The sequence below is a fragment of the Solirubrobacter pauli genome (assembly GCF_003633755.1).
Classification (GTDB): domain Bacteria; phylum Actinomycetota; class Thermoleophilia; order Solirubrobacterales; family Solirubrobacteraceae; genus Solirubrobacter; species Solirubrobacter pauli.
In genome coordinates this window covers 2,060,436-2,087,324 of record NZ_RBIL01000001.1, presented here as the reverse complement: position 1 = coordinate 2,087,324, position 26,889 = coordinate 2,060,436, and the positions used below count along the sequence as shown (strand labels likewise).

The following is a 26,889-nucleotide window of genomic DNA, read 5'->3' as shown; positions in this document are numbered from 1 at the left end:
GACGGATGGCGCAGGGCGTGCTTCACTGCTGCTCATGCAAGAACGAACGTTCTCTCTCCTTCCGGTCAGCCGGGCGATCCTCGCCATCCTCTGGGCCGCCGCGCTCGTCGTCGCCGTCGGCGACCGCATCCCCACCACGGCGTCCGACGTGCCCGTCGCGGCCGCGCTGCTCCTCAGCGCCTATCCGTTGATCGACGCCGTCTCCTCGTTCGTCGAGCGCCGCTGGATCAACGGCGCCATCAGCACCGCCGCCTCCGTGGCGCTCGCCGTCGCGACCTTCGCCGGTGACGCGGGCGCCGCGCTCGCCGTCTTCGGCGCATGGGCGGTCGTGTCCGGGGCGATCCAGCTCGCCGTCGCCCTCCAGCGCCGCCGCTCGGGCGAGCGCCAGTGGCCGATGATCATCAGCGGCGGCCTGTCGACCCTCGCCGGCCTCAGCTTCGTCGCCGCCTCCACGCAGGACGATGCCCAGGTGGCGCAGCTTGGCGGGTACGCCGTCGTCGGCGCGATCCTCTACCTCGTCTGGACGTATCGTTCCCGGCATGCGCACGCAGGTGGCGATCGTGGGCGGCGGTCCGGCGGGGCTGATGCTCGGGCGGCTGCTTGAGCTCCGCGGCATCGACTCGGTGATCCTCGAGGCGCGCGACCGCGACTACGTGCAGCAGCGCGTGCGGGCGGGCGTCCTCGAGCAGGCGACGATGGACCTGATGGACGAGGTCGGGCTCGGCGCGCGGATGCACCGCGAAGGCCTCGTCCACGAAGGGGTCGAGCTGCGCTTCGACGGCGAAGGCCATCGGATCGCGCTGAGTGACCTCACCGGCGGCCGGGCGATCACGATCTACGGCCAGCAGGAGGTGGTCAAGGACCTGATCGAGGCGCGGCTCGCTTCCGGCCTGCCGCTGCACTTCGAGGTCTCCGACGTGCGTCCGGACCCCGAGACCGGCGTCGTCACGTACACGCACGCCGGCGAGCCGCACACGCTCGAGGCGGACCTGATCGCCGGCTGCGACGGCTTCCACGGCGTCTGCCGGTCGGCGATCGAGGAGGTCCTGACGGTCTACGAGCGCGTCTATCCGTTCGGCTGGATGGGCATCCTGGCCGAGTGCGCTCCCAGCTCGGAGGAGCTGATCTACGCGCATCACGAGCGCGGGTTCGCGCTCGCGTCGATGCGCTCGCACGCGATCACGCGCATGTACCTGCAGTGCGAGCCGGATGCCGAGCCGTGGGAGGACGACGCGATCTGGGCCGAGCTGGACCGCCGCTTCGGCATGGCGGTCAACCGTGGCCCGATCTTCGAGAAGGGCGTCACCCCGATGCGCTCGTTCGTGGTCGAGCCGATGCAGCACGGCCGGCTCTACCTGGCGGGCGACGCCGCGCACATCGTCCCGCCGACCGGCGCCAAGGGCCTCAACACCGCGATGGCGGACGTGGCGCTGCTCGCGTCCTCGATCGGGGACGACGCCAAGCTGGCCGCCTACACGCAGCGGGCGCTCGAGCGCGTCTGGCGCGTCCAGCACTTCTCCTGGTGGATGACGTCGATGCTCCACCGGATGAGCGACGACCCGTTCGAGACGCAGATCCAGCGCTCGCAGCTGCGCTACACGGTGTCCAGCACCGCGCAGGCGACGGCGCTGGCCGAGAACTACGTCGGCCTGCCCTTCATCACCGCGTGAAGCGCGACCGGGAACTGCGCGACGGTCATCACCAGCAGCACGGCGAGCGGCCAGTTCCACTCCCCTGACACGTCGTGGACGGCGCCGACCAGCGCCGGCCCGCCGGCGGCGATCAGGTAGCCGACGCCCATCGCCATCGCGGTCATCCCGGCCACCTCGCCCGGATCGCGCCCGCGCAGGACCGGCAGCATCAGCGCCAGGCCGAGCGCGCCGCCCTGGCCGATGCCGAGCGGCACCATCCACAGCAGCGAGAGGCCGGGCGCGAGCAGCACGCCGAGCAATCCGACCAGCGCCGTGCCCACGATCACCAGCAGCAAGTCGAGCTGGGTCGCGCGCCGTGCGGCGAGTACCGGCATCGCGAACGCGGGGACCATCTGCACGAGCTGCGTCACGCCCGACAGGAAGCCGGCGTAGCCCTCGCTCATGCCGTCGTCGGTGAGGATCTCCGGCAGCCAGGAGATCGTGGAGAAGAACGCCATCGACTGCAGCCCCATCAGCAGCGCGATCGACCACGCGGTGCGGTTGCGCCACAGCGGGTGCCCGACGGTCGCGGCGATCGGCTCGCGCGCCCGCAGCGCGTACGGCACCCACACGGCGAACCCGATCAGGGCGGGCAGCGCCCAGATCGCCAGCGCCGGCTCCCAGCCGCCGAAGGCGTCGTCGAACGGGATCGCGGTGAACGTCGCGATCGTCGCGCCCGCCACCAGCGCGGTGCTGAACAGTCCGGTGAGCAGGCCCGTGCCGTGCGACGTCTTCGCCCGCACCCAGGCGGGCGTCACGACCTGCGTGAGCGCGATCGCCGCGCCGGCCAGCAGCGTGCCGAGATACAGCGGGGCGATCCCGCCGAGCCCGCGCGCGGCCGTGCCCAGGGCGGTGCACAGGAGCGCGAGCGCGATGATCCGCTCGACGGGGAAGCGCCGGGCGATCCGCGGGCCGAGCGGCGCGAGGATGCCCAGGCACAGCAGCGGCCCGGTCGTCAGCAGCCCCGCCGCCGCGGCCGACAGCCCGAGATCGTCCCGGACGTCGGCCAGCAGCGGCGGCAAGCTTCCGAAGAGCGGCCGCAGATTCAGCCCGGTCAGGAGGACCGGGAGAATCAGACTCCTAACCGAAGAAGACCGCAGCGGTCTCGAAGAGCTCCGCGTCGACGAGCTTGGGCTCGGCGAGCGCCTCGGCCAGCGGCACCATCTCGATGCTGGTGCCGCGCAGGGCGGCCATCTTGCCGTAGTTGCCCTCGGTGATCGCGTCGACGGCGGCGACGCCGAAGCGCGAGCCGAGCACGCGGTCGAACGCGAGCGGGGTGCCGCCGCGCTGGATGTGGCCGAGGATCGTGGTGCGGGACTCGAAGCCCGTCTTCTCCTCGATCTGGCGCTCGAGCATCGAGCCGATGCCGCCGAGGCGGACGTGGCCGAACGCGTCCTTGGTCTCGTAGTCGGTGAGCAGGCCGCCGTCCTTCGGCGTCGCGCCCTCGGCGACGACGACGATCGAGAACGTCGCGCCGCGCGAGTGGCGGTTCTTGAGGTGGTCGACGACCTCCTCGATGTCGAACGGGCGCTCCGGGATCAGGATGACGTCCGCGCCGCCGGCCAGGCCGGAGTACACGGCGAGCCAGCCGGCGTGGCGGCCCATGACCTCGCACACCAGGACGCGGTTGTGCGACTCGGCGGTGGTGTGCAGTCGGTCGATCGCGTCCGTGGCGATCTGCACCGCGGTCTGGAAGCCGAACGTGAAGTCCGTCGCCGCCAGGTCGTTGTCGATCGTCTTCGGCACGCCGACGACGGGGATGCCGTCCTCGTGCAGCTTGCCGGCGACGCCGAGGGTGTCCTCGCCGCCGATCGGGATCAGGGCGTCGAGGTTCTGCGCCTTCATCGCGGCCTTGACCTTGTTCAGGCCGTCCTCGACCTTGTACACGTTGGTGCGGGACGATCCGAGGATCGTCCCGCCGCGGTGCAGGATGCCGCGCGTGCTGTCCAGGTCGAGGTCGACGCCCTCGTTGTTGATGACGCCGGCCCAGCCATGGCGGAAGCCGAAGAACTCGTGCCCGTGGGTGTTGATCCCCTTGCGGACGATGGCCCGGATGACCGCGTTCAGTCCGGGGCAGTCGCCGCCCCCGGTGAGCACTCCAATTCGCATGCCCCCCAGGTTATGCGTGAACCGGCTCGGGTGCGGATTCGTGCTCGAACTTGGGCAACCAGCGCAGGCTGCGCGGCAGGTACCAGTTGCGGTCACCGAGCAGCTTCATCGCCGCCGGGAGCAGCACCGCGCGCACCAGGGTCGCGTCCAGCAGGATGGCCACGGCGAGGCCGACGCCCATCTGCTTGAACTCGATCATGCTCAGCGTGGCGAAGATCGCGAACACGGCGACCATCACGACCGCCGCGCTGGTGACGACGCCGGCCGTGGCCTTGATGCCGTGCGCGACGGCGTCCTCGGTCGACTCGCCACGGTCGAACGCCTCGCGGATGCGGCTGATGATGAACACGTGGTAGTCCATCGAGAGGCCGAACAGGATCACGAACATGAACAGCGGCAGCCAGGACGTGATGCCGCCCACCGACTGGAAGTTGAGCAGGCCCTCCAGGTGGCCGTCCTGGAAGATCCACGTCATCACGCCGTAGGCGGCGCCGACGGACAGCAGGTTCAGCACGATCGCCTTCAGCGGGATGATCACGCTGCGGAACGTCACGAGCAGCAGCAGGAACGCGAGGCCGAGGACGAACGCGAACACGAACGGCAGGCGCGAGCTCATGCGGTCGTTGAAGTCCTTCGACCCGGCGGTCATGCCGGTCACGTTGGTCTGCGTGCCGGCGACGCGGTCGATCGTCTGCGGGATCGTCGTGTCGCGCAGGGTGGCGAGGGCGGCGTCGGACGTGTCGTCGGTGCCGTTGCCGGGGAGCGGGATGCTGACGATCGCGACCTCCTTGTCGGGAGAGACGATCGTGTTCGTCGGGCCGCTCGCGGTGGCGGTCAGCTCCTTGATGCCCTGCTGGACCTCGGGCGTGGTGACGTCCTTGGCCTTGACCACGACCATCGCGGGCAGCGGGCCGCCCGGGAACTTGGCCTGGATGCGCTCGTAGGTCTGCATGATCGGCAGGTCGTGCGGGAGGCCCGCGGCGCCCGGGTTGATCGTGCGCATGTGCAGCGCGGGCAGCGCGAGCACGAGCAGCAGGCCGACCGACAGCACGACCGCGGCGACCGGGCGGCGGAGGCTGTGGTCGATCACGAAGCCCCACACGCGCGACTCGCCGTGGTTGCGGTGGCGCAGCCGGCCGATGAACGGCACGCGGCCCTTCTCGACCTTGTCGCCGAGCTTGGAGATCACGGCGGGCAGGACGGTGACGCTGCCGAGCATCGCGACGGCGACGACGAGCATCGTGCCGATCGCGAACGAGCTGAACACGGCATTGCCGGCGATGAACATGCCGGCCATGGCGATCAGCACGGTCAGGCCGGAGATGAGCACGGCCTTGCCGGAGGTGGCGGCGGCGATCTCGAGCGCGTCCTCGTTGCTGTGCCCGGCGTCGCGCTCCTCCATCTTGCGGCGCAGGTAGAACATCGTGTAGTCGACGCCGACCGCGAGCCCGATCAGCAGGATCACCGACGACGCGGACTCCTCCATCGGCACGATCTGGCTGATCGGGGCGACCAGGCCGAGCGTGCCGATCACGGCCGTGATGCCGAGCAGCAGCGGCACGCCGGCGGCGACGAGCGCGCCGAAGGCGACGATGAGGATGACGAGCGTGATCGGGAGGGAGAGGAACTCCGCGCGCTTGAAGTCGTCGTCGAGCGAGGCGGACAGCGCCTTGTCGGCGGAGGCGTCGCCGAACTGCTCGATGCGTAGGTCAGGGTGCGCGTCCTGCGCGGCCTTGGTCGCGGCGAGGGTCGAGTCGACGCGCGTGTCGGTCTGGTCGCTGTCGCCTTTGATCGAGAACGTGACGAGCGCCGCCGTCCCGTCCTCGGAGATCTGCCCCTCGTTGCCCTTGCCGTACGGGGAGAGGATCTCCTCCGTGTTCGGCGTCTGCTCGATGCGGGCGATCACGTCGTCCACACCCGCTCTGAACTCGGGGTCTGAAGCCTTCAGGCCTCCACCGCGCGCGGTGACCAGGACCTGCTCGTCGGCTTTGTCGGGGAAGTCGGCGGCGGCGATCGCCCGGTCGGCGACCTGCGAGCTCCCGTTGCCGGAGTCTTCGCTCTTCAGCGTGTTCGTGCCGATCGCGCCCCCGAGCACGAAGGCGATGACGACGAACGCGAGCCATCCGAAGATGGCGGTCTTCCGGTGCCGCGCGCTCCAGTGTCCGGCGCGCGCGGCGAGGTTCCTCTTAGGCATGCGCGGAGCGTCCCGTGGATGGGGCCGGACTTCACTCGCGCATACCGGCCTATCTAGCTACAGCACCCCACCGGACCAATGGTGGGGAAAGCCATAGATCCCCTGCTCAGAGAAGGAAGATGAGCAGCAGGATGATGATGATGACGAGGAGGGTGCCAATGCCGATGTACATGGCATTCGCCTACCCCCACCTCAACCGCATTAGTCCCGCCGCGCCATCAATCAGCGCGGATCCGCGTTCTCCCGCTGGTCATCGGCCTTCTTGACGCGTCGCGCCCGGTTGACGACCTCGCACTCCGCCGGGTTCGCGAGCACGTCCTTGAAGTCCGCGTAGACCGTGTCCACGCCCGGCCCGCAGTCGATCGTGTCGGCCTCGCCGTCCCGCGTGCGGAACGTGTCGTTGCCGTTCCCGCCGTGCAGGACGTCGCCCTGCGTGTCCTGCTTGCCGCGCACGTCCGCGCGCGCGAGCGCCCACAGCGTGTCGTCCCCGTCCTCGCCCCAGCTCTCGTCCCGGCCGACCCCGGCGTAGATCGTGTCGTTCCCGGCGCCGCCGAACTGCCGGTCCGCGCCCCACCCGCCTCTGAGCAGGTCGTTCCCGTCGCCGCCGGTGACGGTGTCCTTGCCGCGCCGCGCGTTGATCTGGTCGTTGCCGGCCGAGCCGTCGATCACGTCGGCCCGCATCGTGCCCCGGATCCGATCGTCGCCGGCCGTCCCGCCGATCTGCGCCGCCTGTGCCGTCCCGGCCACCGCAAGCGTCATCAGCACCGCCGCGGCGGCGCGTCCCGCTCCCACCTTCAACATCAGCCCTACCTCCCGGCTGCCTCGCTTGACTGCCGCTGGAAACCCTGGTCGGGCTCGAAGTTGCGTTCCGTTTCGGCTTCGCCACCCGGCGGTGACGGGAGGGCGCTACTATCTCCTCCGCGCCCGGGGGGCGTAGCTCAGTTGGTTAGAGCGCCGGCCTGTCACGCCGGAGGTCGCGGGTTCGAGCCCCGTCGCTCCCGTAGGACGTACTGAAAGCCTCGCCATTCGCGAGGCTTTCGTCGTTCTCAGGGGCGGGGTCGTCCGGCGACGAGCGCGGGGTCGACGGCGTCCCAGATCGCCCGCAACTGCTGCAGCTGCTCGGCGCTCAGCCGGTCCAGGAACAGCTCGCGCACGCGGGCGAGGTGGGCGCGGTTCGCCGAGCGGAGCACCGTCTGGCCTTCCGGCGTGAGGCCGGCGTACACCACGCGGCCGTCCTTCGCGTCCCGTGTGCGGACGACGAGCCCGGCCGACTCGAGCTGCGCCACGATGCCGCTGAGGCCGTTGTGGCTCATCAGGACCTCGTCGGCCAGGTCACGCATCCGCAGGCGCTTCTCCGGCGCGAGGCCGAGCTGGATCAGCACGTCGTAGGCGTTGGCTGAGAGCTGATGGGACCGCTGGAGGTCGGCGTCCAGCGTCCGTTGCAGCGTGGCGTTGGCTCGCAACAGGCCCTGCCAGGCCGCGAGCTCGTCGTCGGAGAGCCTGCTGGGGGACCCGCGTTCGGCCACACGGGCAGGATATGTCGGCGGCTAGAGCTGGTCCGGCGGCGCGAAGCGGTAGAAGAGCAATCCCTGGTCGCCGTCCTGAGTGATCGTGATCAGCATCTGGGCGAACGCCTCCTGGGTGGCGGCGCGGTCGAGCGGTCCGCCGTAGACCGGCTCCATGCCCATGTCGCGGGTGAGCTGCTCGACGGTCGCACGGGCGGCGTCGTCGCCCACCCACAGGTTCTGGGGTCGGCGCTCGCCGGTGGCGGCCTGCTCGAACAGCGCGCCGAAGTTGAGGTTGAAGGCCTTCGCCGTCGGGCCGCCGGTCGTGGCCTTGACGTACTCGGCGACGGACGCGTATCCGTCCGGCGCCGGGTCCCCGCCGAGCCGGTTGGTGGCGTCGAGGACGACCTTGCCCTCGAGGCCGGTGACGGCGCGAAGGGCGTCCGGCACGGCGCCGTTGGGCACCGCGAGCAGGACGACGTCGGCGTCGGAGGCGTCGCCGCCCGCGCGGCCGAGCTCGGTCACCTCGTGGCCCGCGGACGTCCACAGCCGTGCGAGCGTCCCGCCGATCGTGCCCCTGCCGATGGTGGTGATCTTCATACCCGCCACTGTAGTAGATGCGTCTGCAACGACGTACATTGACCTCACCCGTTCGCGTAAGCGCAGGCGCTGCTCGACACGCGTCGGGGTGGCGCAGGACCCCGACGATCGTGCTCGGCGCATGGTGCGGCTGGGCGTGGTCGAGGCGACGTTCGAGCCCCTGCCGATCGACGCCGCGGTCGCGCGGGAGTGGGGGCGGCTGTCGGCCGCGGTGCGGACGCGCGGCGGGCAGCCGAGACGGAGGGCGATGGACCTGGCGATCGCCGCGACCGCGAACGTCCATCGGGTTCCGCTGCTCACGCGCGACGTCGCGGACTTCCAGATCATCGGGGACCTCGTCGACGTTCGCGCGCCACAGCCCGGCGACTAGGGACCCGGCCCGGGGGACACCCGGGCGCGACGGACGGCGCGCGGGCGGAAGCTGCGAGGCATGACCGCTCTCAAGGTGACCCGCACGCACACCCGGTGGGACGTGGACTTCGACAACGCGCCCGGCAACCTGGTCGACCCGAATATGATCCTCGAGCTCCAGGCGCTGGTGGACGAGCTCGAGCACGATCCCGACGTGACGGTCGTGGTCTTCGGCAGCGCCGACGAGGCGCATTACCTCGGGCCGTACGACCTGAGCAAGGCGGCCGACACGCCGAGCGATCCCGGGCCGACCGGCCTGGTTCCGTGGCTCGACCTCACGGTGCGGCTCAGCCGGTTGCCGGTCGTGTCGATCGCACGCATCCGGGGAGCGGCGCGCGGCGTGGGCGCCGAGTTCGTGTACGCGGCCGACCTGCGGTTCGCGAGCCTGGACAACACGGCGATCGACCAGCCCGAGGTGAGCCGCGGGCTCGTGCCCGGCGGCGGCGCGATCGGGCGGCTGCCGGCCCTCGCCGGGCGGGCACGGGCCCTCGAGGTGATCCTGGGCTCGCAGCCGCTCGACGGGGCGACGGCCGAGCGGTACGGCGTCGTCAATCGCGCGCTCCCGGACGAGCAGCTCGACGGCTTCGTGGACGAGCTGGCCGACCGGCTCAGCCGCATCGACAAGCGCACCCTCGCGACGACGAAGGCGCTCGTCGACGCGACGACCCTGCCGGGGAACGACGAGCTGGTCGCGGCCTATCAGGCGTTCTTCGCGTCCGCCGCGCGGCTGGTCGCGGCGTAGCGGTTCCCGCTCGCTCCCGGCCGGCACCGCCGGCCGGGAGCGGCCGGCGCTAGTTGCGTCGCGGGTCGTTCGGATGGGCGTCGAGCGCGGTCACGCCGATGCGCATCCACTCGTACAGCGGCAAGGTCCGCAGGAGCGTCTCGAGGTGCGCGTCGTCGTCGGCGCGGTAGAGCCCGACGATCGCGCCGTCGAGGGGGCGCTTCCACACGCGGAGCAAGTGGCCGGCGTCCGCCAGCTCGGCGGCGGCGACGGTCTCGCCGGCGAAGCGGGCCTTCGCCTCAGCTTCGGGCGTCCCGGCCGGGACGGTCACGGCGAAGTCGACGAGGTATTCCATGGTGCGGTCCTCTCGGGGGTTCGGTGGTCTCACACACCGTCCCGCGGATGGCCGTGGATCGCGCCCGTGGAAGACCCTGGTCGCGCGCTACTGGGCCGGCCAGAGCTCGAGGGTGCGCGCCTCGACGGACCCTCCGTGGATCTGCTGGAGGTTGCGGCCGCCGCGGGCGAAGGACGCAGCCACCGCGGCCGGCACCGCGTCGGGCGAGAACGGGTCGTCGAGCCACGCGCACGGGCGCACGTGGACGATGCCGACGGCGCGGGCGGCCTCGGACTCGTCGAGCCGGTAGGGACCGGCCACGCGGCCGAGGTGGAACCAGCCGCCTGAGTCGCGCGTCCAGACGAACACGCCGTCGGGGAGCGACGCGAGCCGCTCGACCCGCCGGGCGAGGGTGTCGCCGATCCCGACGACGCCGCACGCGAGGCCGAAGCCCGCGCCTTCGCCGACGGGTGACTCGCGGTCACGCGCGCGCATCGGCGCGCGGTACACGGCTACTGGCACGCGCAAGACCGTAGCCGGAGTATGGTCCGCCGTCGGGAGAGGCGGACGGTAGGGGGAGAGATGCTGCGTCGAGGGCTGCTGCTCGGGCTGGTGTGTGCGCTGTGGATGACGGCGAGCGCGCAGGCGCAAGGCCTGACGATCACGAACCAGCAGGCGTTGAGCCCACGGCTCACGCAGTACACGGCGACGAGCACGGCGCTCGGCAAGGCGACGAGCATCCGGGTGCTGCTGCCGCAGGGCTACGACGCGGACAGCGCGCGCACGTACCCGGTGCTGCTCCTGCTGCACGGCTGCTGCGACGACTACCGGTCGTGGGTGGACAAGGGCCGCGCGGAGCAGCTCAGCGCCCCGTACCCGCTGATCGTCGTGATGCCCGACGGCGGCAGCGCCGGCTGGTACAGCGACCCGCACGAGGGCGGAACGCCACGCTACGAGACGTACGCGTTCGACGAGCTGCTGCCGTGGGTCGACCAGGCATTCCGCACCACCGGCAAGCGCGCGGTCGCGGGCCTGAGCATGGGCGGCTTCGGCGCGCTCAAGTACGCGGCGCGCCACCCCGGCGTGTTCGAGGCGGCGGCGAGCTACAGCGGCGTCGCCGACGCGCCCTCGTTCGCGGCCAACGGCTACGCGAACCTCATCCCCGACAGCGTGTGGGGCCCGCGGGCGACGGACCTCGCGCGCTGGCGGGAGCACAACCCGCTCGACCTGGCCGCGAACCTGCGCGGCCTGAAGCTGATCGAGCTGCGCACGGGCAACGGCCAGCCGGGCCCGCTGGACACCCGCACGAGCCGGGACAACCTCGAGTTCGAGGTCTCCAAGGAGAACGCCGCGCTGCACGCCAGGCTCGACGAGCTCCAGATCCCGCACGTCTACGACGACTACGGGCCCGGAGTGCACGACTGGCCGTACTGGGCGCGCGGGCTCGAGCAGACGCTGCGCAACCTCGTCGCCGTCTTCCCGGCCACCACCGAGACGACGGTGGGCGGCACGGTGTCCGCCACGCTCAGCCTTCAGCTGGACGCGGTGCCGAGCTTCGGCGCGTTCACGCCCGGCGTCGCCCGCACGTACGCGGTGACCTCGAAGGCCACGGTCACGTCGACCGCCGGCGACGCGACCCTGTCCGTCGGCGACGGCCGCCTCACCAACGGCACGTTCACGCTCGCGCAGCCCGTGCGCGTGAACGGGACGCCCGCGCCCGGCACGGTCAAGGCCTGGACGGCGCCCACGACCGCCGAACGCGTGGACCTCACGTTCGAGCAGCCGATCGCCGCGGACGAGCCGCTGCGCACCGGCACGTACAGCACGACGCTGACGTTCACGCTCTCCACCACAGCGCCATGACCCACGACGACGTCCTCAGCACCCTTGACGCGCCGATCCGGCAGGCGTTCGAGGCGACCAACCGCGGCGACTCCGCCGCGTTCGTGCAAGCGTTCGCGCCCGACGCCGTGCTCAACGACTGGGGCCGCACGTTCACGGGCCACGACGAGATCGCCCGCTGGGACGCCAACGAGAACATCGGCGCGCAGAGCCACTTCGAGGCGCTGTCGGCGACCACGGAGGGCGACACCACGACCGTCCAGATCCAGGTGACGGGCAACGGGTACAACGGCGGCGGCGCGTTCGCGATCGCCACGGACGGGACGCACATCACCCGCTGGGACATCACCGGCTGACCCGCACTCTCGTAGCCTTGACGCGCGGATGGCCGACAGGACTTACACGACGCCGCAGGGCCAGTCGACGCGCGAGCGGATCATCGAGGTCGCGATCGGCGTGTTCGCGAGCCGCGGGTTCCGCAGCGTCCCGCTCGACGTGATCGCGGCCGAGGCGGGCGTCTCACGGCAGGGCCTGCTCTACCACTTCGAGAGCAAGGCCGAGCTGCTGGTGGCGGTGCTCGAGCAGCACGAGCGTGACAACGAGCAACGCGGTCTCGAGCTGTTCGCGGCCAACAACCGGGACCTGATCGCGACGATGCGCGCGTACGTGCGCGCGAGCGTGGAGAACCGTGGGCTGATCCGCATGCTGCTCGTGCTCGCCGCGGAGGCGATGGACGCGGACCACCCGGCGCACGAGTTCTTCGTCGAGCGCTACCGGTACACCCGCGACGGGCTCGAGGCGCGGATCGCCGCCGAGCAGGCCGCCGGCCGGATGATCGACGACGTGCCGCCGAAGCGGCTCGCCGCGGTGGCCGTGGCCGTCGCCGACGGGCTCCAGCTGCAGGAGTACCTCGACGACGGCTCGGTCGAGCTCGAGGAGACGCTCGCCGACCTGCTCCGGTTGTTCCTGAAGCGGCCGGCGAGCGAATCCCCCGACGCCTAGGGCGCCGTGGTGGAGAGCGTGAAGGTGAGCGTCTTCGCGTAGGACCCGGTGCGCAGCGCGTCGCCGGGGGCGATCCGCTGCGTGAACGTCACCGGCACCTTCTCGTTGGTCGTCGGCGCGTTCCAGGTCTTCACGACGCCGAGCCCTTCCAGCGGCTGCACGAGCGCGAACGCGCCGTTCACGAGATGACCCGGGTTCGGGCCAGGGTCGCTCACGGACAGCGTCGCGTCGCCGGCGGTGGAGATCACGGTCGCGTCGGTCGAGGCCGTGTAGGTGCCCGCCGCGCCCGGCGTGAACGTGCCGAACGACGCGGGTGCGCCGAGCGTGAGCGACAACGTCGCGCCCACCGACCCGCCGACCGTGCCGGTCACGTCGCTCGCGAGCGTGATCGCCGGCGCCGCGCGGGTCGCCCAGACGGTGCCGCCCTCGGCGTTCGTCACCGACACGCGGCACCAGATGACCTTGCCCAGGTCGGCCACGCCCGGCGTGTAGGACGCGCCCGAGCCGACCTTCACCGTGCCCAGCTCCGCGTCCGTGGGCGCGTCGTTGCCCGGCGCGTTCGACCGCAGCCACTCGACCACGTACGCCTGGTCGGCGGCGACGTTCGCCCACGTGCCCGGCGTGCAGGTCAGCGCGCGGCCGGTGTAGCCGTCGCCGGTCACGACGGGCGCGGCCGTGTTCCGGGGTGCCGCGGACAGCTCCTTCACGCGCACGTCGCGGTAATCGATGGAGTCGCCGTCGCCGTGGGCCTGCAGGCCGATGTAGCCCTGCGCGAGCTGGCGGGCCATCGTCGGCGGGTCGCCCAGGCCGCGGTCCGGGAAGGACATCGGCACGGCGCCGTCCCACTGGTTGATGACCGTGCCGTCGACGAGCACCGTGAACTGCTGGCCGACGATGCGGATCTCCATGGTGTGCCACGTCCCGACCTGGCGGGAGCGCACGTCGGCGCCGGAGCGCGTGGCGTCGAGGTCGGCGAACCCGTAGATCGAGCCGGTCTTGCGCGGATCCGGCGCGCCGACGTCCGGCGAGTCGTTGATCTGCACCTCCTCGCCGCAGACGACGGGCACCCACGCGGGCGCCCAGTCGGCCGGGAGGACCGACGGGATCGCGCGCTGGCAGCCCGGCGCGCCGGAGTACTGCTTGGCGGGCGGGAACGGCCCGCTCGCGCCCTTCCAGTCGTAGGACCAGGACGCGGGCGTGTCCGCGACGGGCACGCGCGGGTCCGGGAAGCGGACGAGCACGCCGCCGTTGGAGTTGCCGGGCGTGGCGCCGCGCGCGTCGCGGTAGTCGACCTTGAGCGACACGTCGCCGAACGGCTTGACGGTGTACCAGCGCATGCCGAACCCGCCGGACGACCGCATGGTGCCGTCGGCCTGCAGCGTGACGCTGCCGCCGCCGGCGTACGCCCACTTGTCGAACGACGCGTCGGAGCCGCTCGCGGTCCCGTCGAAGATCGTCGTGTACCCGGGCTCAGCCGCGGTCGCGGCCGTCGGGGCGGCCAACGCGAGCGCGGCACCCACGGCCGCGCCGAAACGCAAGATCTGCATCCAGATCGTTCTCCTCGAAACAGGCCCGAAGGCCAGGACTTCCTTGTCCGTCAGACCTTACTTACATTTAAGTCAGACGGTCAAGTCCAGGATCGGGGTAGGGTGGTCGGACGACGCGGACTCGTCCGCGACCTCGCGGCGTCCACGGGCGTCCGCTCCACTGAGGAGGGCCCATGCCCGCCAGCACCACCAGCGAGACCCCCGAAGCCGCAGCCGCGGTACGCGCGGCCGTCGCGCGCCTTGCCCGCCCGAACGGCGACGGTGGGGTGGTCATCGAGCGCGCCGCGATCGTCGCGGAGGGCCGTCAGGCCTCCGCGATCGAGGGCTGGATCGTCGCGCACGGGGGTGAGCCCGAGGTGCCGCTGCTCGAACCGCCCCGGCCCGGGCTGTACGGCCCGCGCAACCCGAGTGGACGTCGCTTCGACGCGCGCCCGCCGCGCCGCTACGTGCTCCCCGCGCACGCGCTGGAGCGCCACGATGGCTGAGAAGAAGCCGCTGCGCGGCGAGGCCGCCTACCGCGCGCAACGCGAGGCGATCGCCAAGGCCAACGAGGCCGCGTCCGCGGCCGCCACGCGGCACCGCGCCGAGAAGCAGGCTGACGCGGTCAAGCAGATCGCGCGTGAGGACAAGCGCGACGCGCAGGCTGCCCGCAAGGGCTGGCCCGGATAGATCGGCGGCCGGCTACGCGGTGCGCAGGCCGTCGAGCGCCGCGTCGAGGATCGGCTCGACGTAGCTCCCGTCGCCGCGCACCCGCGCGATGGCGAGCACGAGCTCGAGGACCTGCTCGAGCGTGAGGTCGGCGCGGATCTCGCCCGACGCCTGCGCAGCCTCGAGCAGCGGCGCGGCGGCGGCGAGCACGCGGTCGCGGTTGCCGCTGAAGAACGGGCCGGCGCCGTCGATCTCGCGCAGCAGCTCCGAGGCGAGCGGGTGCTTGCTGTGGAAGAACGCGTAGAAGCGCCGCAGCCACGCGAGCAGCGCGGCGCCGGGCGAGTCGGCGGGGAGCGCGGCGGCCGCGCAGACCGCGTCGACCTCGTCCACGTACAGGGCCTCGATCAGCTCCTGCCGGCTCGGGAAGTTGCGGTAGAGCGTCGCCATCCCGACGCCGGCGCGGCGGGAGATCTCGGCCATCGAGACCTCGGCGTCGGACTCGGCGAACGCGGCGCGCGCGGCGTCGAGGATCTTCGCGCGGTTGCGCTCGGCGTCGGCGCGCTTGGCAGGGACGGGCGGCAAAGCGGACAGTCTATCCGCCCGCGGGAGAGCCGTAGAGTCCCACACTCCGATGACTGCTCTCGCTGCGGTGCTTGTGGTCGCGACGCTCGCGGCGATGGCGTCCAACCGCGTCGACCCGGTCGTGGCCCTGCTGGTCGCGCTCGTGTTCGCCGGGGTGGTCGGCCTCGCGGAGCCGCAGGCGCTGGCGGCGGGCCTGAGCAACGCGGGCGTGATCACGGTCGCGGGGATGCTCGTGATCGCGCAGGGGATCGTCCAGACGGGCGTCGTCGCGCGCGTGACGTGGGGTCTGCTGGCGGCGACGAAGACGGCGCGCGGCGCACTCGGCCGGCTGTCGTTGCCGATCGGCGTCGGCTCGGCGCTGATCAACACGACGCCCCTGGTGGCGATGCTGATCCCCGCCACGCGGCAGCTCGAGCAGACGCGCCGGATCCCCGCGCGCGAGGTGCTGTTGCCGATCGCCCACATCACGACGCTCGCGGGCTCGGTCACGTTGATCGGAACGAGCTCGAACCTCGTGATCGCCGGCCTCGCCGACGAGCGGGGCGTGGGTATGAGCATGCTCTCGTTCGCCCCCGTCGCGCTGCCGGTGGCGATCGTCGGCGGCGTCGTCATCTTCCTCACCGCCTCGCGCACGCTGCGCGGCACGACCGCGCACGAGCGGCAGGAGAAGGAGTGGCGGGTCGAGATCCCGGTCGCGTCCGCCGCGCTGGCGACCGATCGGCGCGCCGCCGACCTCGGGATCGCCCGCACGCGTGAGTACGAGCTGACCTCGATCCGGCGCTGGGGCACGAACCAGGCCCCGGACACGCCGATCGAAGCCGGTGACGTGCTCGTCTTCGACGCGACCGAGGGCGGGGTGAGCGCGCTGTGGGAAGTCCCGCTGTTCGGGCTCTCCGCGCACAAGCTGTTCGCGGTCAGCGTGAGCGCGGGGGAGGGCGCGACGCTGCACGACTTCGAGCGTGACGGCTCGCTGCGGATCATCGCCGCGCGCACGCGCGAGCCGCTGCACGAGACGCGGCTCGACCCGGGCGAGACGTGCTTCGTCTCGGCTGACGACCGCACGGCCGTCGCCCGCAACCCGGCCGTCGCGCTGTGGCAGGACGTCGCCTACCGCGCGCCGCAGCCCGCCAAGACGGGCATCGCGCTGGCGATCCTCGCGACCGTGATCGTCGCCGCGTCGTTCGGCCTCGCCCCGGCCGAGCTGGCGGCGAGCGGCGGCGCGACCCTCATGGTCATCACGGGCGTGATCAGCCCACGGTCGGCGGCCAATGCCCTGCAGCCGAAGGTGCTGGCCCTCCTGGCCGGCTCGATCGGCCTCGGCGCGGTGGTCGTCTCCAGCGGGCTGGCCGGTCGCATCGCCGACGCGATCGGCGGCCTCTCCGACGGTCGGCTCGGGACGCTGATCGTCCTCGCCGTGGTGACGACGGTCCTCACCAACCTGGTCACGAACGCGGCGACGGCCTCGATCCTCACGCCGGTGGCGATCTCGGTCGCGCGGGAAGCCGGGATCGACCCGACCACCACGCTGGCCCTGCTCGGCACCTGCGTCTCATTGACGCTGCTCAACCCGTTCAGCCACCAGTCGAACGTGATGGTGATGCGTCCGGGCGGGTACACGGGCGCGGTCTTCGCCCGCTTCGGGATGCCGGTTCTGGTCGCCTGCCTCGCGGCGGCGTGCGGGGTCGCCTACGCCCTGTCCTGAGCCAATCGGCCGCTACGATCCGACGCGTGCCCGAGATCCCCAAGAAACCGTCCCTGACCGGCCTCGAGTCTAAGTGGGACGCCGTATGGGAGGAGTCCGGCACGTACCGCTTCGACCGCAGCAAGGAGCGCGCTGAGGTCTACAGCATCGACACGCCGCCGCCGACGGTCTCCGGCTCGCTGCACCTCGGCTCGGCGTTCGGCTACATCCAGACGGACGCGAACGCGCGCTTCCGGCGCATGCACGGCGCCGAGGTCTTCTACCCCATGGGGTGGGACGACAACGGCCTGCCGACCGAGCGTCGCGTCCAGAACTTCTACGGCGTCCGCTGCGACCCGACGGTCCCGAACGGCCAGATCCCGGACGAGCCGCTGCCCAAGGGCGAGACGCGCTCGATCTCGCGGCCGGACTTCATCGAGCTCTGTCACCGGCTCACCGCCGAGGACGAGAAGGGCTTCGAGGACGTGTGGCGCACGCTCGGCCTGTCGGTCGACTGGACGCTGACCTACGCGACGATCGACGATCGCGCGCGCCGGGTCGCCCAGCGCGCGTTCTTGCGCAACCTCGCCCGCGGCGAGGCGTACTCGCAGGAGGCGCCGACCGTCTGGGACGTGGACTTCCAGACCGCGGTCGCCCAGGCCGAGATCGAGGACCGCGAGCAGCAGGGCGCGATGCACAAGCTCGCCTTCCCGCGCACCGACGGCAACGGCGCGATCGAGATCGAGACGACGCGCCCGGAGCTGCTGCCGTCCTGCGTCGCGCTGGTCGCGCACCCCGAGGACGAGCGCTACGCGCCGCTCGCGGGCCAGACCGTCTCCACGCCGCTGTTCGGCGTCGAGGTGCCGATCGTGCTGCATCCGCTCGCGGAGCAGGAGAAGGGCACCGGCATCGCGATGATCTGCACGTTCGGCGACACCAAGGACGTCACCTGGTGGCGCGAGCTGAACCTGCCGCTGCGCGCCGCGATGCGCCGTGACGGCCGCTTCCAGATGGAGACGCCCGCGTGGCTGGAGGGCAAGGCCGACCTGTGGGAGCAGCTCGGCGGCAAGAACTCCAAACAGGCGCGCCGCGTGATGGTCGAGCTGCTCACGGAGGACGGCGCGCTGATCGGCGAGCCCAAGCCCGTCCAGCAGCAGGTCAAGTTCTTCGAGAAGGGCGACCGGCCGCTCGAGGTCGTGACGAGCCGCCAGTGGTACATCCGCAACGGCGGGCGTGACGAGGACCTGCGCCAGGCGCTGCTCGCACGCGGCCGCGCGCTGAACTGGAACCCGGAGTTCATGGAGACCCGGTACGAGCACTGGGTCGAGGGCCTCAACGGCGACTGGCTGATCAGCCGCCAGCGCTACTTCGGCGTGCCGTTCCCGGTCTGGTACGCCCTGGACGCCGAGGGTGAGCCCGACTACGAGCACCCGATCATCCCCGAGGAGTCCGCCTTGCCGGTGGACCCGCAGAGCGATGCGCCCGTCGGCTACGACGAGTCCCAGCGCAACCAGCCGGGCGGCTTCACCGGTGACCCGGACGTGATGGACACGTGGGCGACCTCGTCGCTGAGCCCGCAGATCGCCTGCGGCTGGGAGGACGACCCGGACCTGTTCGCGCGCACCTACCCGATGGACGTGCGTCCGCAGGGGCCCGAGATCATCCGCACGTGGCTGTTCTCGACCGTGGTGCGCTCGCACTACGAGCACGGCACCGAGCCCTGGAAGGACACGCTGATCAACGGCTGGATCCTCGATCCGGACCGCAAGAAGATGTCCAAGTCGCGCGGCAGCGTGACCACGCCGAAGCCGCTGATCGAGGAGTTCGGCGCCGACGGCATGCGCTACTGGGCGCTCAAGGCCGCACCCGGCGCGGACACCCAGGTCGACAAGGCCGTCTTCAAGAACGGCCGCCGGCTCGCGATCAAGCTGCTCAACGCGTCCAAGTTCGTGCTCGGCGTGGGCACCTCGCAGGAGGGCGCCGTGACCGAGGCGATCGATCGCTCGCTGCTGCTGGCGCTCGCCGACGTGGTCGACGACGCGACCAACTCGTTCCTCAACTACCGCTACCAGCAGGCGCTCGCGCGGATCGAGGCCTTCTTCTGGCGCTTCTGCGACGAGTACCTGGAGCTGGTCAAGAACCGCGCCTACAACGACGGCGACGGACCCGGCGGCGCGTCCGCGAAGGCCACCCTCGGCATCGCGCTCTCGACGCTCCAGCGCCTGCTCGCCCCGTTCCTGCCGTTCGTGACCGAAGAGGTGTGGTCGTGGTGGCAGGAGGGCTCGGTGCACCGCACCTCCTACCCCACCGGCGACGAGCTGCGCGCCCACGCGGCCGACGCCGACCCGGCGGTGTTCGAGGTCGCGGCCGAGGTGCTGTCCGCGGTCCACAAGGCCAAGACGTCCGAGCAGCGCTCGCTGCGCACGCATGTGCTCCAGCTGGTGATCGCCGACACGGCGGAGCGCCTCGGCGCGCTGCGCCAGGCCGAGGCCGACGTGCGCGGCGCGGGCAACGTCGACGAGCTCATCCTCAACGAGGGCGAAGAGCTGACGGTCACGGCCGAGCTCGAGCCGGAAGCCGAGAAGACCGCGTGAGCACGCCCCGCTGCCGCTTCGCCCCGTCGCCGACGGGCTACCTGCACGTCGGCTCCGCGCAGTCGTCGCTGTTCAACTGGCTGTTCGCCCGCGGCACCGGTGGCGAGTTCCTGCTGCGGATCGAGGACACGGACGCCGAGCGCAACCGTCCGGAGCTGACCGACAACATCCTCGACATGCTCCGCTGGCTCGGCATCGACTGGGACGGCGAGATCGTCCACCAGAGCGACAACGCGGCCCAGCACGCGGCGGCGGTCGACAAGCTGGAGGCCGAGGGCAAGGTCTACTGGTGCGACTGCACGCGCGAGGAGATCGACGCGCGCAACAAGGAGCGCAAGGACGGGCGCACCGGCTACGACGGGCACTGCCGCGACCGCGGGCTGGAGAAGGCGCCCGGCCGTGCGTTGCGGTTCCGCGTGCCCGAGGGCAAGACGTCGTGGCCGGACAAGGTCCGCGGCGAGGTCACCTTCGACAACGCGAACGTCGACGACTTCGTGGTCGCGCGCTCCACCGGCGCGCCGCTGTTCGTGCTCGCGAACACGGTCGACGACGCGAGCATGGGCATCACGCACGTGATCCGCGGCGAGGACCACGTCAACAACACGGCCAAGTACCTGCTGCTGTGGCAGGCGCTCGGCTTCGGCGAGGTGCCGACGTTCGCGCACCTGCCGCTGCTCGTCAACGAGCAGCGCAAGAAGCTCTCCAAGCGCCGCGACCCGGTCTCCGTGGCCGACTTCAAGGCGCGCGGCTTCCTGCCCGAGGCGATGCGCAACTACCTCGCGCTGCTCGGCTGGGGCCCCAAGGACGACGTCGAGATCCGCCCGATCGAGGAGATCGTCGAGCTGTTCCGGATCGAGGACGTGAGCCCGTCGCCCGCGTTCTTCGACGAGAAGAAGCTGCTGCACATCAACGGCGAGTACATCCGCGCGCTCTCGACCGAGGACTTCGTCGCGCGCGCCGCCGAGTTCCTGCCCGAGGGCGAGGCGCCGCTCGCGCGGCTGACCGAGCTGGCTCCGCTCGTGCAGGAGCGGGTCAAGACGCTCGACGAGGTCCCGGGGATGCTCAGCTTCCTGTGGGTCGACGAGCCCGAGCTCGACGAGGCCGCGTGGGCGAAGGCGATCAAGGACGAGCGCGCGCAGAAGGTGCTCGAGCTCGTCCAGGGCTCGCTCGCCGACGCCGACTGGACCGCCGAGGCGATCGAGGCGACCGTGCGCGACGCGGGCGCCGAGGCGGGCTTCCTCGGCCAGGAGGGCCAGGTCCAGGTCGGCAAGGCGCAGGCGCCGGTGCGGATCGCCGTGACCGGCCAGCGCGTCGGGCTCCCGCTGTGGGAGTCGATCGTCGTGCTCGGCCGCGAGCGCACGCTCGAGCGGCTCGCCGCCGCGCGAGAGCGGATAGCCGCCTAGTCCGTTCAAGGTCACTCAGGCAGGCGGGTCCGCCTGCCGACAACCCGGAAGGTGGAAGTACGCCTTTCGGACATCCTCTCGGCGCTGTCGTACGCGCTGGACGTGACCGAGGGCCAGCCCGCGGGCCACGCCGCGCGCTCGTGCGCGATCGGCATGCGGATCGCCCAGGAGGCGGGCGTGTGCGACGAGGAGCTTTCCAGCCTCTACTACGCGCTGTTGCTCAAGGACGCGGGCTGCTCGGCCAACGCCGGGACCGTGTACGAGCTGTTCGGCTCCGACGACCGCGCGTTCAAGCGCGACCGGCGGCGCACGGACTACCGCTCCACGCGCGTGAACGCGGCCACGGCCTTCCGCGCCACGCTGCCGAACGCGTCGCTGCTCACGCGGCTGCGGCGGTTCGGGGGGTTCGCGTTCGGCGGTGACACGACGGATCGGCTCGTCGCCATCCGCTGCGAGCGCGGAGCCGACATCGCGCGCATGATCGACCTGCCGGAGAGCACGGCCAGGGCGATCCTCGCCCTCGACGAGCACTGGGACGGTGGCGGCGCGCCGTTCGGGCGCAAGGGCGCGGACATCCCGGTCGCGGCGCGGGTCATGGGGCTCGCGCAGGCGGTCGAGGTCCACCTCGCGCACGGCGGGCTGGAGGCGGCGCTCGACATGGCCGCCCGGCGCGCCGGGCGCTGGTTCGACCCCGAGCTCGTGGCCGCGCTGCTCGCCACCCGCGGCGACCGCGCGTTCTGGAGCTCGCTGGGCGGGGACGCCGTGGAGGTCGTCAAGGCGTTCGAGCCCACCGACCGCGTGCTCATGACCGACGAGGACGGGCTCGACCGCGTGGCCGAGGCGTTCGCCACCGTGGTCGACGCGAAGTCGCCGTTCACCGGCCGTCACTCGGCGGGCGTGGCGCGCATCTCGGTCGGCGTCGCCGAGACCCTCGGTCTCCCGCCCGAGACCACGCGCGACCTGCGTCGCGCTGCGCTGCTGCACGACCTCGGCAAGCTCGGCGTCGCCAACACCGTGCTCGACAAGCCCGGCCGGCTCGACGCCGACGAGTGGGCGGCGATCCGCCGGCACGCCGAGCTGACGACGCGCATCCTCGAGCGCGTCCCGCCGTTCCGGCACTTCGCGCTGGACGCCGGCGCGCACCACGAGCGCCTCGACGGCCGCGGCTACCACCTCGGCCTCACGGCCGACCAGCTCGGCTGGATGCCGCGCATCCTCGCCGTCGCCGACGTCTTCGAGGCGCTCACCGCCGACCGCCCGTACCGCGACGCGCTCGGCCCGGACGAGGCGCTGGCGATCATGCGCCGCGACGCCGGCACGGCGTTCTCGAGCGAGCACTTCGCGGCGCTGGAGAGCTGGGCCGCCGTGGCCGCGTAGGAACTCGCGCGACAAAGTCCGGGACGGCGGGCGGAAGACGGAGTCATCCACCCAGACAACGTCTTTCGACCAAGGAGCTTCAAGTCCATGAAGCGCACCATCCTGGGCCTCGCGACCGCCGCCGCGCTCGCGGCGCCGGCGACCGCCGCGGCCTCCACGATCGAGCACTCCGTCTCGACGATCAGCTTCCAGAGCAGCTACGAGAACCGCTCGGAGCGGTTCGAGCGCTGGGTCGCGGCGGACAGCGCGCGCCAGGTGATCACGGCGGGCGGCCGGCTGCGCTACGAGGCGGCTGAGGCGGGCGGCGTGTTCACGGCCTTCGACGCGACGCGCAACGAGATCGCCACGATGGACGGACCGAGCGCCCACGGGCGCGGCACGTTCGTCCGCTCGCTGCCGTCGCAGGGCGACGACATCCGCACGATGATCGGCAAGGGTTGGATCGCCAGGACGGGCGACACGACCTTCCTCGGACGTGCGGCGGTCACGCTCGCGACCACGCCCGGCGCGCCGGCCGAGGGCCGCGTCTCCACGACCTACGTGGTCGACGCCGCGACGCTGGCGCCGTACCAGCGCGTCACGACCGGCACGCAGAGCGGGCAGAGCTACACGCAGACCGAGACCGTCGAGTCGGTCGAGACGCTGCCGCTGGCCGGCAACGAGCACCTGCTCGCGCTCAGCAACGCCGGCGCGAACGCCGAGCGCGTCACCTTCGAGGAGCAGGCCCGCCGCATCCTCGACGGCGCCAAGGGCACGCGCAAGCCGGCCGCCGCCACCAAGAAGAAGGTCACGAGCAAGAGCAAGAGCAAGGCCAAGGGCAAGAAGCAGGCCAAGGCCAAGCAGCAGGCGCGCCGGTAACCGGGTGCGCCTCCGGCTCACGTGCATCGTGACCGGCACGGCACTGGCGGCGGCGGCCTTCCCGGCCGCCGCCGCTGCCGCGTCGGTCGAGCGCATCTGCACGCCGCAGGTGACGGTCCTCGACAGCCCGCGCGGGCTGCCGGTCGGCGTGCTCTACCGCGGCGACCGAGTCGTCGTGCTCAAACGCGACGGGACGCGACGGTGGATCCGCGTGCGCTCCGCCGCGCCGATCTCCGGCTGGATCACGTCCCGGAGCGTGAATGGCTGTTGAGGTGCGGCGGATCGCGGACGACGAGCTGGTGCGCCGCCTGCGCGCCGGTGACGACGCCGCGTTCGACGTGATCCACCAGCGCTACGCCAAGCGCCTCGAGCGCTACGCGGCGCGCATGCTCGGCGGGCGCCGCCAGCACGCCGAGGACGTGGTGCAGGAGGCGCTGATCCGTGCGCACCGCGCGATCCAGCGCGATCACGAGCCGCTGCACCTCGCCTCCTGGCTGCACCGGCTCGTGCGCAACTGCAGCCTCGACGAGCTGAGCCGCGCGCGCTTCGCGCCGATCGCCGTCGAGGACCCCGAGCCCGCGGGCCCGCTGTCGCCCTCGCCGCACATGGTGCTCGAGCAGCGCGACGCCGTGCACGGCCTGCTCGCGGACATCGCCGCGCTCCCCGCCGCGCAGCGTCACGCGCTGCTGCGGCGCGAGCTCGACGGGCTCGGCCACGACGAGCTCGCGCTCGAGCTCGGCGTCACGCCGCAGGCCAGCAAGCAGCTCGTGCACCGCGCGCGGCTGAACGTGATCAAGGGTCGCGAGGCCCGCGACACGAGCTGCCTCACCGTCCAGGGCGACCTGCTGGCGGCGCACGACGCCCGCCGCCGCGCGTCCGCGGCCACCTACCGCCACCTCGTCACGTGCCGCGCCTGCCGGGCGTTGCGCGAGCAGCTCCGGACCGTGCGGCGCGGGACGCTCGCGCTGGTCCCGCCGCTCGGGCTGGGCTTCCTGCTCGGTGGCCTCGCGATCAAGCTCGGCCCGTCCGGCAAGGCGGCCGGCGGCTTCGCGGCGTTCGCGGCGACGGCGTCGCTCGCCGCGCCGCTCGTCCTGCTCCCCGGCGACCCCTCGCCCGTCACCGTCCGCTCACCCGCGGTGCCCGGCGGCGCGCTGCCCGCGGGCGCGCCGCTGCCGAGCGGCACCGCGATGGTCTCGCGCGCGCTCACCTTCACCCCCGGCCAGCGTCCGCCGGCGACGGTCGCCTTGACCTGCCCGGAGGGCACGCGGATCGCCGGGATGCTGCCCCCACAGGGCGTGCGGATCGGCGTCGGGTACGCACCCGGGACGATCGCGGGCACCGGTCGTGTGGCGCGCCTCGTGTTCGAGCGCAAGACCGTCGCGCGCGCCGGGACCATGATCGTCGGAACCCTGTGCCGACGCGCCGACGCGCGCGGCTCGGTGCTCGCCGACGGCGCCCAGGCGGCCACCGCGCAGCCGTGGACGCGCGCCTGCGCCACGCACCGGTACCTGCGGGTCCGCCCGCGCCCGGACGCCGCCACGGCCGGTTCGCTGCGCGCGCAGCAGCCCGTGCAGGTCAAGGCGCTCGAGGACGGCTGGGCACGGGTCCGCACGGACACCGGCGAGCGCGGATGGGTGACCGCCGACGCGCTGTGCGAGGAGGCACTCGTGTCAAATCGCTGAGACAGCCTTCTACGATCTCGCCCGATGCTCGGAAGGTGGGGGAGAGTCGCCACCCGGTGGCGGCTGCCGGTGGTCGGCGTCTGGATCGTGCTGGCGCTCGTCGGCGGAATCGTCGGTGGCGGCGTCTTCGACCGCACGAAGACGGTCGAGGACCTCCGCTCCAGCGCCGAGTCCAAACGCGCCGAGGCACGCGTGGACGCGCTCGACCCGGAGGGCGAGACCGTCGTCGCCGTGATCGGCGGAGCGGACTTCTACACGCCCGCGCTGGTCCAGTCGGCCACGAACGTCTTCAACAGCCTGCGTCAGACGCCGGGCGTCGTCGACGTCAGCGACGCGTACACCTCCGGCGGGCTCGTCGCCGTCGACGGCAACAGCTCCGTCGCCGTGGTCGAGCTGGACCCGAGGCTCAGCGAGGAGCGCGCGCTCGCGCTGGCCGACGACGTGTCGGCAAAGATCCGCACGATCGACGCGCCCGAGGTCTACGTCGGTGGCGAGCTGCTCGCGGAGCGGACGTTCGCCGACCGTGCCGTCGACGACGCCGTGTTCGGCGAGTCGATCGCGCTCGTCGTGCTGTGCGTCGTGCTGATCCTCTTCCTCGGCGGCATGGTCGCCGGCCTGCTGCCGCTTGCCGCCGCGCTGGCGACGATCGCGACCGCGCTGCTGGCGCTCAACGCGCTCGCGGGCTCGCTCGACGTGAGCGAGTTCGCGGTCAACGTCGTCACCTTGCTCGGGCTCGGGCTCGCGGTCGACTACAGCCTGCTCGTCATCGCCCGCTTCCGGCAAGAGCGCGCGGACGCGCCCGACGACCCGCTCGAGGACGTGCTGGAGCGCACCGTGGCGGCGGCCGGCCGCGCCGTGCTCGTCTCCGGCCTCGCCGTCGCGATCGCGCTCGCCGGCCTCGCCGTGTTCGGCACGCCCGTGCTCGCCGCGATGGCGCTCGGCGGTCTGCTCGCGGTCTGCCTGGCCACGATCGCCGGACTCACGCTCGTCCCCGCGCTGATCGCGCTCGCCCACCGCCGGATCCCCGCGCCGGGAACGCGGACGTGGGTCTGGCGCCGTCCGCGCGGCGAGCGCCGCGGCCTGCTCGAGACGCTCGCGGCCTTCTCGCAGCGCCACCGGGTGCCGGTCGCGCTGGTGTCGGCGGTCGCGCTGCTCGCGCTCACCTTCCCGGTCACCGGGCTCGACGTGAACAACTCGGACGCGAGCGCCCTGCCCGAGAGCACCGAGGAGCGCGTCGTCGCGGAGCGGCTCGAGCGCGACTTCCCGCTCGCCAGCGTCCCGGTCACCGTCGTGGTCGAAGCCGACAGCAGCGACCCGAAGGTGCAGGGCCTGATGCGCTTCCTGTTCAGCCAGGGCAAGCGCAACGACGTGAACATCGCCGGGAACCCGACGCCGGGCGTGACGCGGGTCGAGATCGCGCCGCAGGGCACGTCCGCCGGGCCGCGCGCCCAGCAGATCGTCCGCGACGTCCGCGCCTACGACGCGCCCGTGCCGGTGCTCGTCGGCGGGCCGGCGGCGGAGCTGATCGACGCGAAGGAGTCCACGCGCGCACGGTTGCCGCTCGCGCTGCTGGTGATCTTCGTCCCCACCGCGCTGCTGCTGTTCGCGCTGACGCGCTCGGTGCTGATCCCGATCAAGGCGCTGCTGCTCAACCTGCTGACGCTCGGGGCCACGCTCGGCGCGCTCGTCCTGATCTTCCCGGACCCGCTGGACATCACCACGCCGCTGCTGCTGTTCATGTTCATCTTCGGGCTCTCGATGGACTACGAGGTGTTCCTGCTCGCCCGCATCAAGGAGGAGTGGGACCGCACGCGCGACAACGACCGCGCGGTGCTCACCGGCATCGCCGCCTCAGGCCCCGTCGTGACCGCCGCCGCGATCTCGATCGGCATCGTGTTCCTGGGCTTCGCGCTCGGTGAGCTGGTCCAGGTCAAGCAGGTCGGCGTGGGCATGGCGATCGCCGTCTTCCTCGATGTGACGGTGGTGAGAGGCCTGCTGCTTCCGGCGACGATGTCCCTACTTGGGCGCTTGAACTGGTGGCCTGGAGTGCTTACACGAAAAACCGGACAGATGGTTTAGCCGATCAAGTGACAAAAGCCCTACAGATG

General features: G+C 72.0%; 27 protein-coding genes and 1 tRNA gene. 18 read left to right on the top strand and 10 right to left on the bottom strand.

Annotated elements, in window-relative coordinates; genetic code table 11:
• Positions 1 to 34: 34 nt before the first annotated feature.
• Positions 35 to 604 (top strand): DUF308 domain-containing protein, encoded by a 570-nt coding sequence (locus C8N24_RS09865; protein ID WP_121249870.1) that lies wholly within the window; start codon positions 35 to 37, stop codon positions 602 to 604.
• Positions 540 to 1,670 carry a 4-hydroxybenzoate 3-monooxygenase gene (locus tag C8N24_RS09860; RefSeq protein ID WP_121249869.1) on the top strand — a complete coding sequence of 377 codons (1,131 nt, stop codon included), beginning with the start codon at positions 540 to 542 and terminating at the stop codon, positions 1,668 to 1,670. Before C8N24_RS09865 ends, C8N24_RS09860 begins: the two co-directional genes overlap by 65 nt.
• Here the strand turns inward: C8N24_RS09860 and C8N24_RS09855 are convergent.
• The 4 genes from C8N24_RS09855 to C8N24_RS33830 form a co-directional block, all read right to left on the bottom strand.
• The gene (locus tag C8N24_RS09855; protein WP_170178977.1) at positions 1,640 to 2,713 is read right to left on the bottom strand and encodes an MFS transporter; all 1,074 of its coding nucleotides are present in this window, start codon (positions 2,711 to 2,713) and stop codon (positions 1,640 to 1,642) included. The genes C8N24_RS09860 and C8N24_RS09855 overlap by 31 nt on opposite strands.
• A 58-nt stretch (positions 2,714 to 2,771) precedes the next feature.
• Positions 2,772 to 3,800 (bottom strand): 6-phosphofructokinase, encoded by a 1,029-nt coding sequence (locus C8N24_RS09850; RefSeq protein ID WP_121249867.1) that lies wholly within the window; start codon positions 3,798 to 3,800, stop codon positions 2,772 to 2,774.
• A 10-nt stretch (positions 3,801 to 3,810) separates the two neighbouring features.
• The gene (locus tag C8N24_RS09845) at positions 3,811 to 5,994 is read right to left on the bottom strand and encodes an MMPL family transporter (protein WP_121249866.1); all 2,184 of its coding nucleotides are present in this window, start codon (positions 5,992 to 5,994) and stop codon (positions 3,811 to 3,813) included.
• A gap of 222 nt (positions 5,995 to 6,216) precedes the next feature.
• The gene (locus C8N24_RS33830) at positions 6,217 to 6,795 is read right to left on the bottom strand and encodes a calcium-binding protein (protein ID WP_170178976.1); all 579 of its coding nucleotides are present in this window, start codon (positions 6,793 to 6,795) and stop codon (positions 6,217 to 6,219) included.
• Between the two features lie 126 nt (positions 6,796 to 6,921).
• Here C8N24_RS33830 and C8N24_RS09835 point away from each other — a divergent pair.
• Positions 6,922 to 6,995: transfer RNA gene (locus C8N24_RS09835), tRNA-Asp, on the top strand.
• Between the two features lie 45 nt (positions 6,996 to 7,040).
• On the opposite strand, the gene C8N24_RS09830 is transcribed toward C8N24_RS09835, so the two are convergent.
• Together C8N24_RS09830 and C8N24_RS09825 are read right to left on the bottom strand one after the other, a co-directional pair.
• The gene (locus tag C8N24_RS09830; protein WP_121249865.1) at positions 7,041 to 7,520 is read right to left on the bottom strand and encodes a MarR family winged helix-turn-helix transcriptional regulator; all 480 of its coding nucleotides are present in this window, start codon (positions 7,518 to 7,520) and stop codon (positions 7,041 to 7,043) included.
• A 21-nt stretch (positions 7,521 to 7,541) separates the two neighbouring features.
• The gene (locus C8N24_RS09825; RefSeq protein ID WP_121249864.1) at positions 7,542 to 8,099 is read right to left on the bottom strand and encodes an NADPH-dependent F420 reductase; all 558 of its coding nucleotides are present in this window, start codon (positions 8,097 to 8,099) and stop codon (positions 7,542 to 7,544) included.
• A 121-nt stretch (positions 8,100 to 8,220) separates the two neighbouring features.
• Between C8N24_RS09825 and C8N24_RS09820 the strand changes: the two genes are divergently transcribed.
• Both C8N24_RS09820 and C8N24_RS09815 read left to right on the top strand, forming a co-directional pair.
• On the top strand, positions 8,221 to 8,469 hold the full coding sequence (locus C8N24_RS09820) for a PIN domain-containing protein (RefSeq protein ID WP_211339906.1): 249 nt from the start codon (positions 8,221 to 8,223) through the stop codon (positions 8,467 to 8,469).
• 60 nt (positions 8,470 to 8,529) lie between these two features.
• Entirely contained in the window at positions 8,530 to 9,252 is a 723-nt protein-coding gene (locus C8N24_RS09815; protein WP_121249863.1) for an enoyl-CoA hydratase/isomerase family protein, read from the top strand.
• Between the two features lie 49 nt (positions 9,253 to 9,301).
• Here the strand turns inward: C8N24_RS09815 and C8N24_RS09810 are convergent, their stop codons facing one another.
• Positions 9,302 to 9,586 (bottom strand): muconolactone Delta-isomerase, encoded by a 285-nt coding sequence (locus C8N24_RS09810; protein ID WP_121249862.1) that lies wholly within the window; start codon positions 9,584 to 9,586, stop codon positions 9,302 to 9,304.
• Between the two features lie 87 nt (positions 9,587 to 9,673).
• The gene (locus C8N24_RS09805) at positions 9,674 to 10,087 is read right to left on the bottom strand and encodes a hypothetical protein (protein WP_211339905.1); all 414 of its coding nucleotides are present in this window, start codon (positions 10,085 to 10,087) and stop codon (positions 9,674 to 9,676) included.
• Between the two features lie 60 nt (positions 10,088 to 10,147).
• Here C8N24_RS09805 and C8N24_RS09800 point away from each other — a divergent pair, with 60 nt between their 5' ends.
• Genes C8N24_RS09800 through C8N24_RS09790 form a run of 3 tightly spaced genes read left to right on the top strand, consistent with a single transcriptional unit; the run spans position 10,148 to position 12,409 of the window.
• A complete protein-coding gene (locus tag C8N24_RS09800; RefSeq protein ID WP_170178975.1) occupies positions 10,148 to 11,428 on the top strand; it encodes an alpha/beta hydrolase in 1,281 nt (426 codons plus the stop codon).
• Entirely contained in the window at positions 11,425 to 11,763 is a 339-nt protein-coding gene (locus C8N24_RS09795) for a nuclear transport factor 2 family protein (protein ID WP_121249859.1), read from the top strand. The genes C8N24_RS09800 and C8N24_RS09795 overlap by 4 nt, the downstream gene beginning before the upstream one ends.
• A gap of 28 nt (positions 11,764 to 11,791) precedes the next feature.
• The gene (locus C8N24_RS09790; RefSeq protein ID WP_121249858.1) at positions 11,792 to 12,409 is read left to right on the top strand and encodes a TetR/AcrR family transcriptional regulator; all 618 of its coding nucleotides are present in this window, start codon (positions 11,792 to 11,794) and stop codon (positions 12,407 to 12,409) included.
• Here the strand turns inward: C8N24_RS09790 and C8N24_RS09785 are convergent.
• Positions 12,406 to 13,956: a 3-keto-disaccharide hydrolase gene (locus tag C8N24_RS09785; protein WP_121249857.1), complete on the bottom strand. Its 1,551-nt coding sequence runs from the start codon at positions 13,954 to 13,956 to the stop codon at positions 12,406 to 12,408. The genes C8N24_RS09790 and C8N24_RS09785 overlap by 4 nt on opposite strands.
• 173 nt (positions 13,957 to 14,129) lie before the next feature.
• On the opposite strand from C8N24_RS09785, the gene C8N24_RS09780 reads away from it, so the two are divergent.
• Both C8N24_RS09780 and C8N24_RS09775 read left to right on the top strand, forming a co-directional pair.
• Positions 14,130 to 14,441: a hypothetical protein gene (locus C8N24_RS09780; RefSeq protein WP_121249856.1), complete on the top strand. Its 312-nt coding sequence runs from the start codon at positions 14,130 to 14,132 to the stop codon at positions 14,439 to 14,441.
• Entirely contained in the window at positions 14,434 to 14,625 is a 192-nt protein-coding gene (locus C8N24_RS09775) for a hypothetical protein (protein ID WP_121249855.1), read from the top strand. The genes C8N24_RS09780 and C8N24_RS09775 overlap by 8 nt, the downstream gene beginning before the upstream one ends.
• A gap of 12 nt (positions 14,626 to 14,637) precedes the next feature.
• Here C8N24_RS09775 and C8N24_RS09770 read toward each other — a convergent pair whose 3' ends face one another.
• On the bottom strand, positions 14,638 to 15,186 hold the full coding sequence (locus C8N24_RS09770) for a TetR/AcrR family transcriptional regulator (RefSeq protein WP_121249854.1): 549 nt from the start codon (positions 15,184 to 15,186) through the stop codon (positions 14,638 to 14,640).
• Positions 15,187 to 15,235: 49 nt separating this feature from the next.
• Here C8N24_RS09770 and C8N24_RS09765 point away from each other — a divergent pair, with 49 nt between their 5' ends.
• From C8N24_RS09765 to C8N24_RS09730, 8 genes are all read left to right on the top strand, one after another.
• Positions 15,236 to 16,888, top strand: coding sequence for an SLC13 family permease (locus C8N24_RS09765; RefSeq protein WP_121249853.1), 1,653 nt, complete (start codon positions 15,236 to 15,238; stop codon positions 16,886 to 16,888).
• Between the two features lie 26 nt (positions 16,889 to 16,914).
• Positions 16,915 to 19,461, top strand: a complete 2,547-nt coding sequence (gene valS, locus C8N24_RS09760; RefSeq protein WP_211339903.1) for a valine--tRNA ligase — start codon at positions 16,915 to 16,917, stop codon at positions 19,459 to 19,461.
• Complete coding sequence (gene gltX / locus C8N24_RS09755) at positions 19,458 to 20,864, top strand: glutamate--tRNA ligase (RefSeq protein WP_121249852.1); 1,407 nt, start codon at positions 19,458 to 19,460, stop codon at positions 20,862 to 20,864. The genes valS and gltX overlap by 4 nt, the downstream gene beginning before the upstream one ends.
• A 51-nt stretch (positions 20,865 to 20,915) precedes the next feature.
• Positions 20,916 to 22,241, top strand: coding sequence for an HD-GYP domain-containing protein (locus C8N24_RS09750; RefSeq protein ID WP_121249851.1), 1,326 nt, complete (start codon positions 20,916 to 20,918; stop codon positions 22,239 to 22,241).
• 87 nt (positions 22,242 to 22,328) lie between these two features.
• The gene (locus C8N24_RS09745; protein WP_121249850.1) at positions 22,329 to 23,099 is read left to right on the top strand and encodes a hypothetical protein; all 771 of its coding nucleotides are present in this window, start codon (positions 22,329 to 22,331) and stop codon (positions 23,097 to 23,099) included.
• A gap of 4 nt (positions 23,100 to 23,103) precedes the next feature.
• Complete coding sequence (locus C8N24_RS09740; protein ID WP_121249849.1) at positions 23,104 to 23,370, top strand: SH3 domain-containing protein; 267 nt, start codon at positions 23,104 to 23,106, stop codon at positions 23,368 to 23,370.
• Positions 23,360 to 24,781: a sigma-70 family RNA polymerase sigma factor gene (locus C8N24_RS09735; RefSeq protein WP_121249848.1), complete on the top strand. Its 1,422-nt coding sequence runs from the start codon at positions 23,360 to 23,362 to the stop codon at positions 24,779 to 24,781. The genes C8N24_RS09740 and C8N24_RS09735 overlap by 11 nt, the downstream gene beginning before the upstream one ends.
• Positions 24,782 to 24,805: 24 nt before the next feature.
• The gene (locus C8N24_RS09730) at positions 24,806 to 26,860 is read left to right on the top strand and encodes an MMPL family transporter (RefSeq protein WP_121249847.1); all 2,055 of its coding nucleotides are present in this window, start codon (positions 24,806 to 24,808) and stop codon (positions 26,858 to 26,860) included.
• Positions 26,861 to 26,889 lie beyond the last annotated feature (29 nt).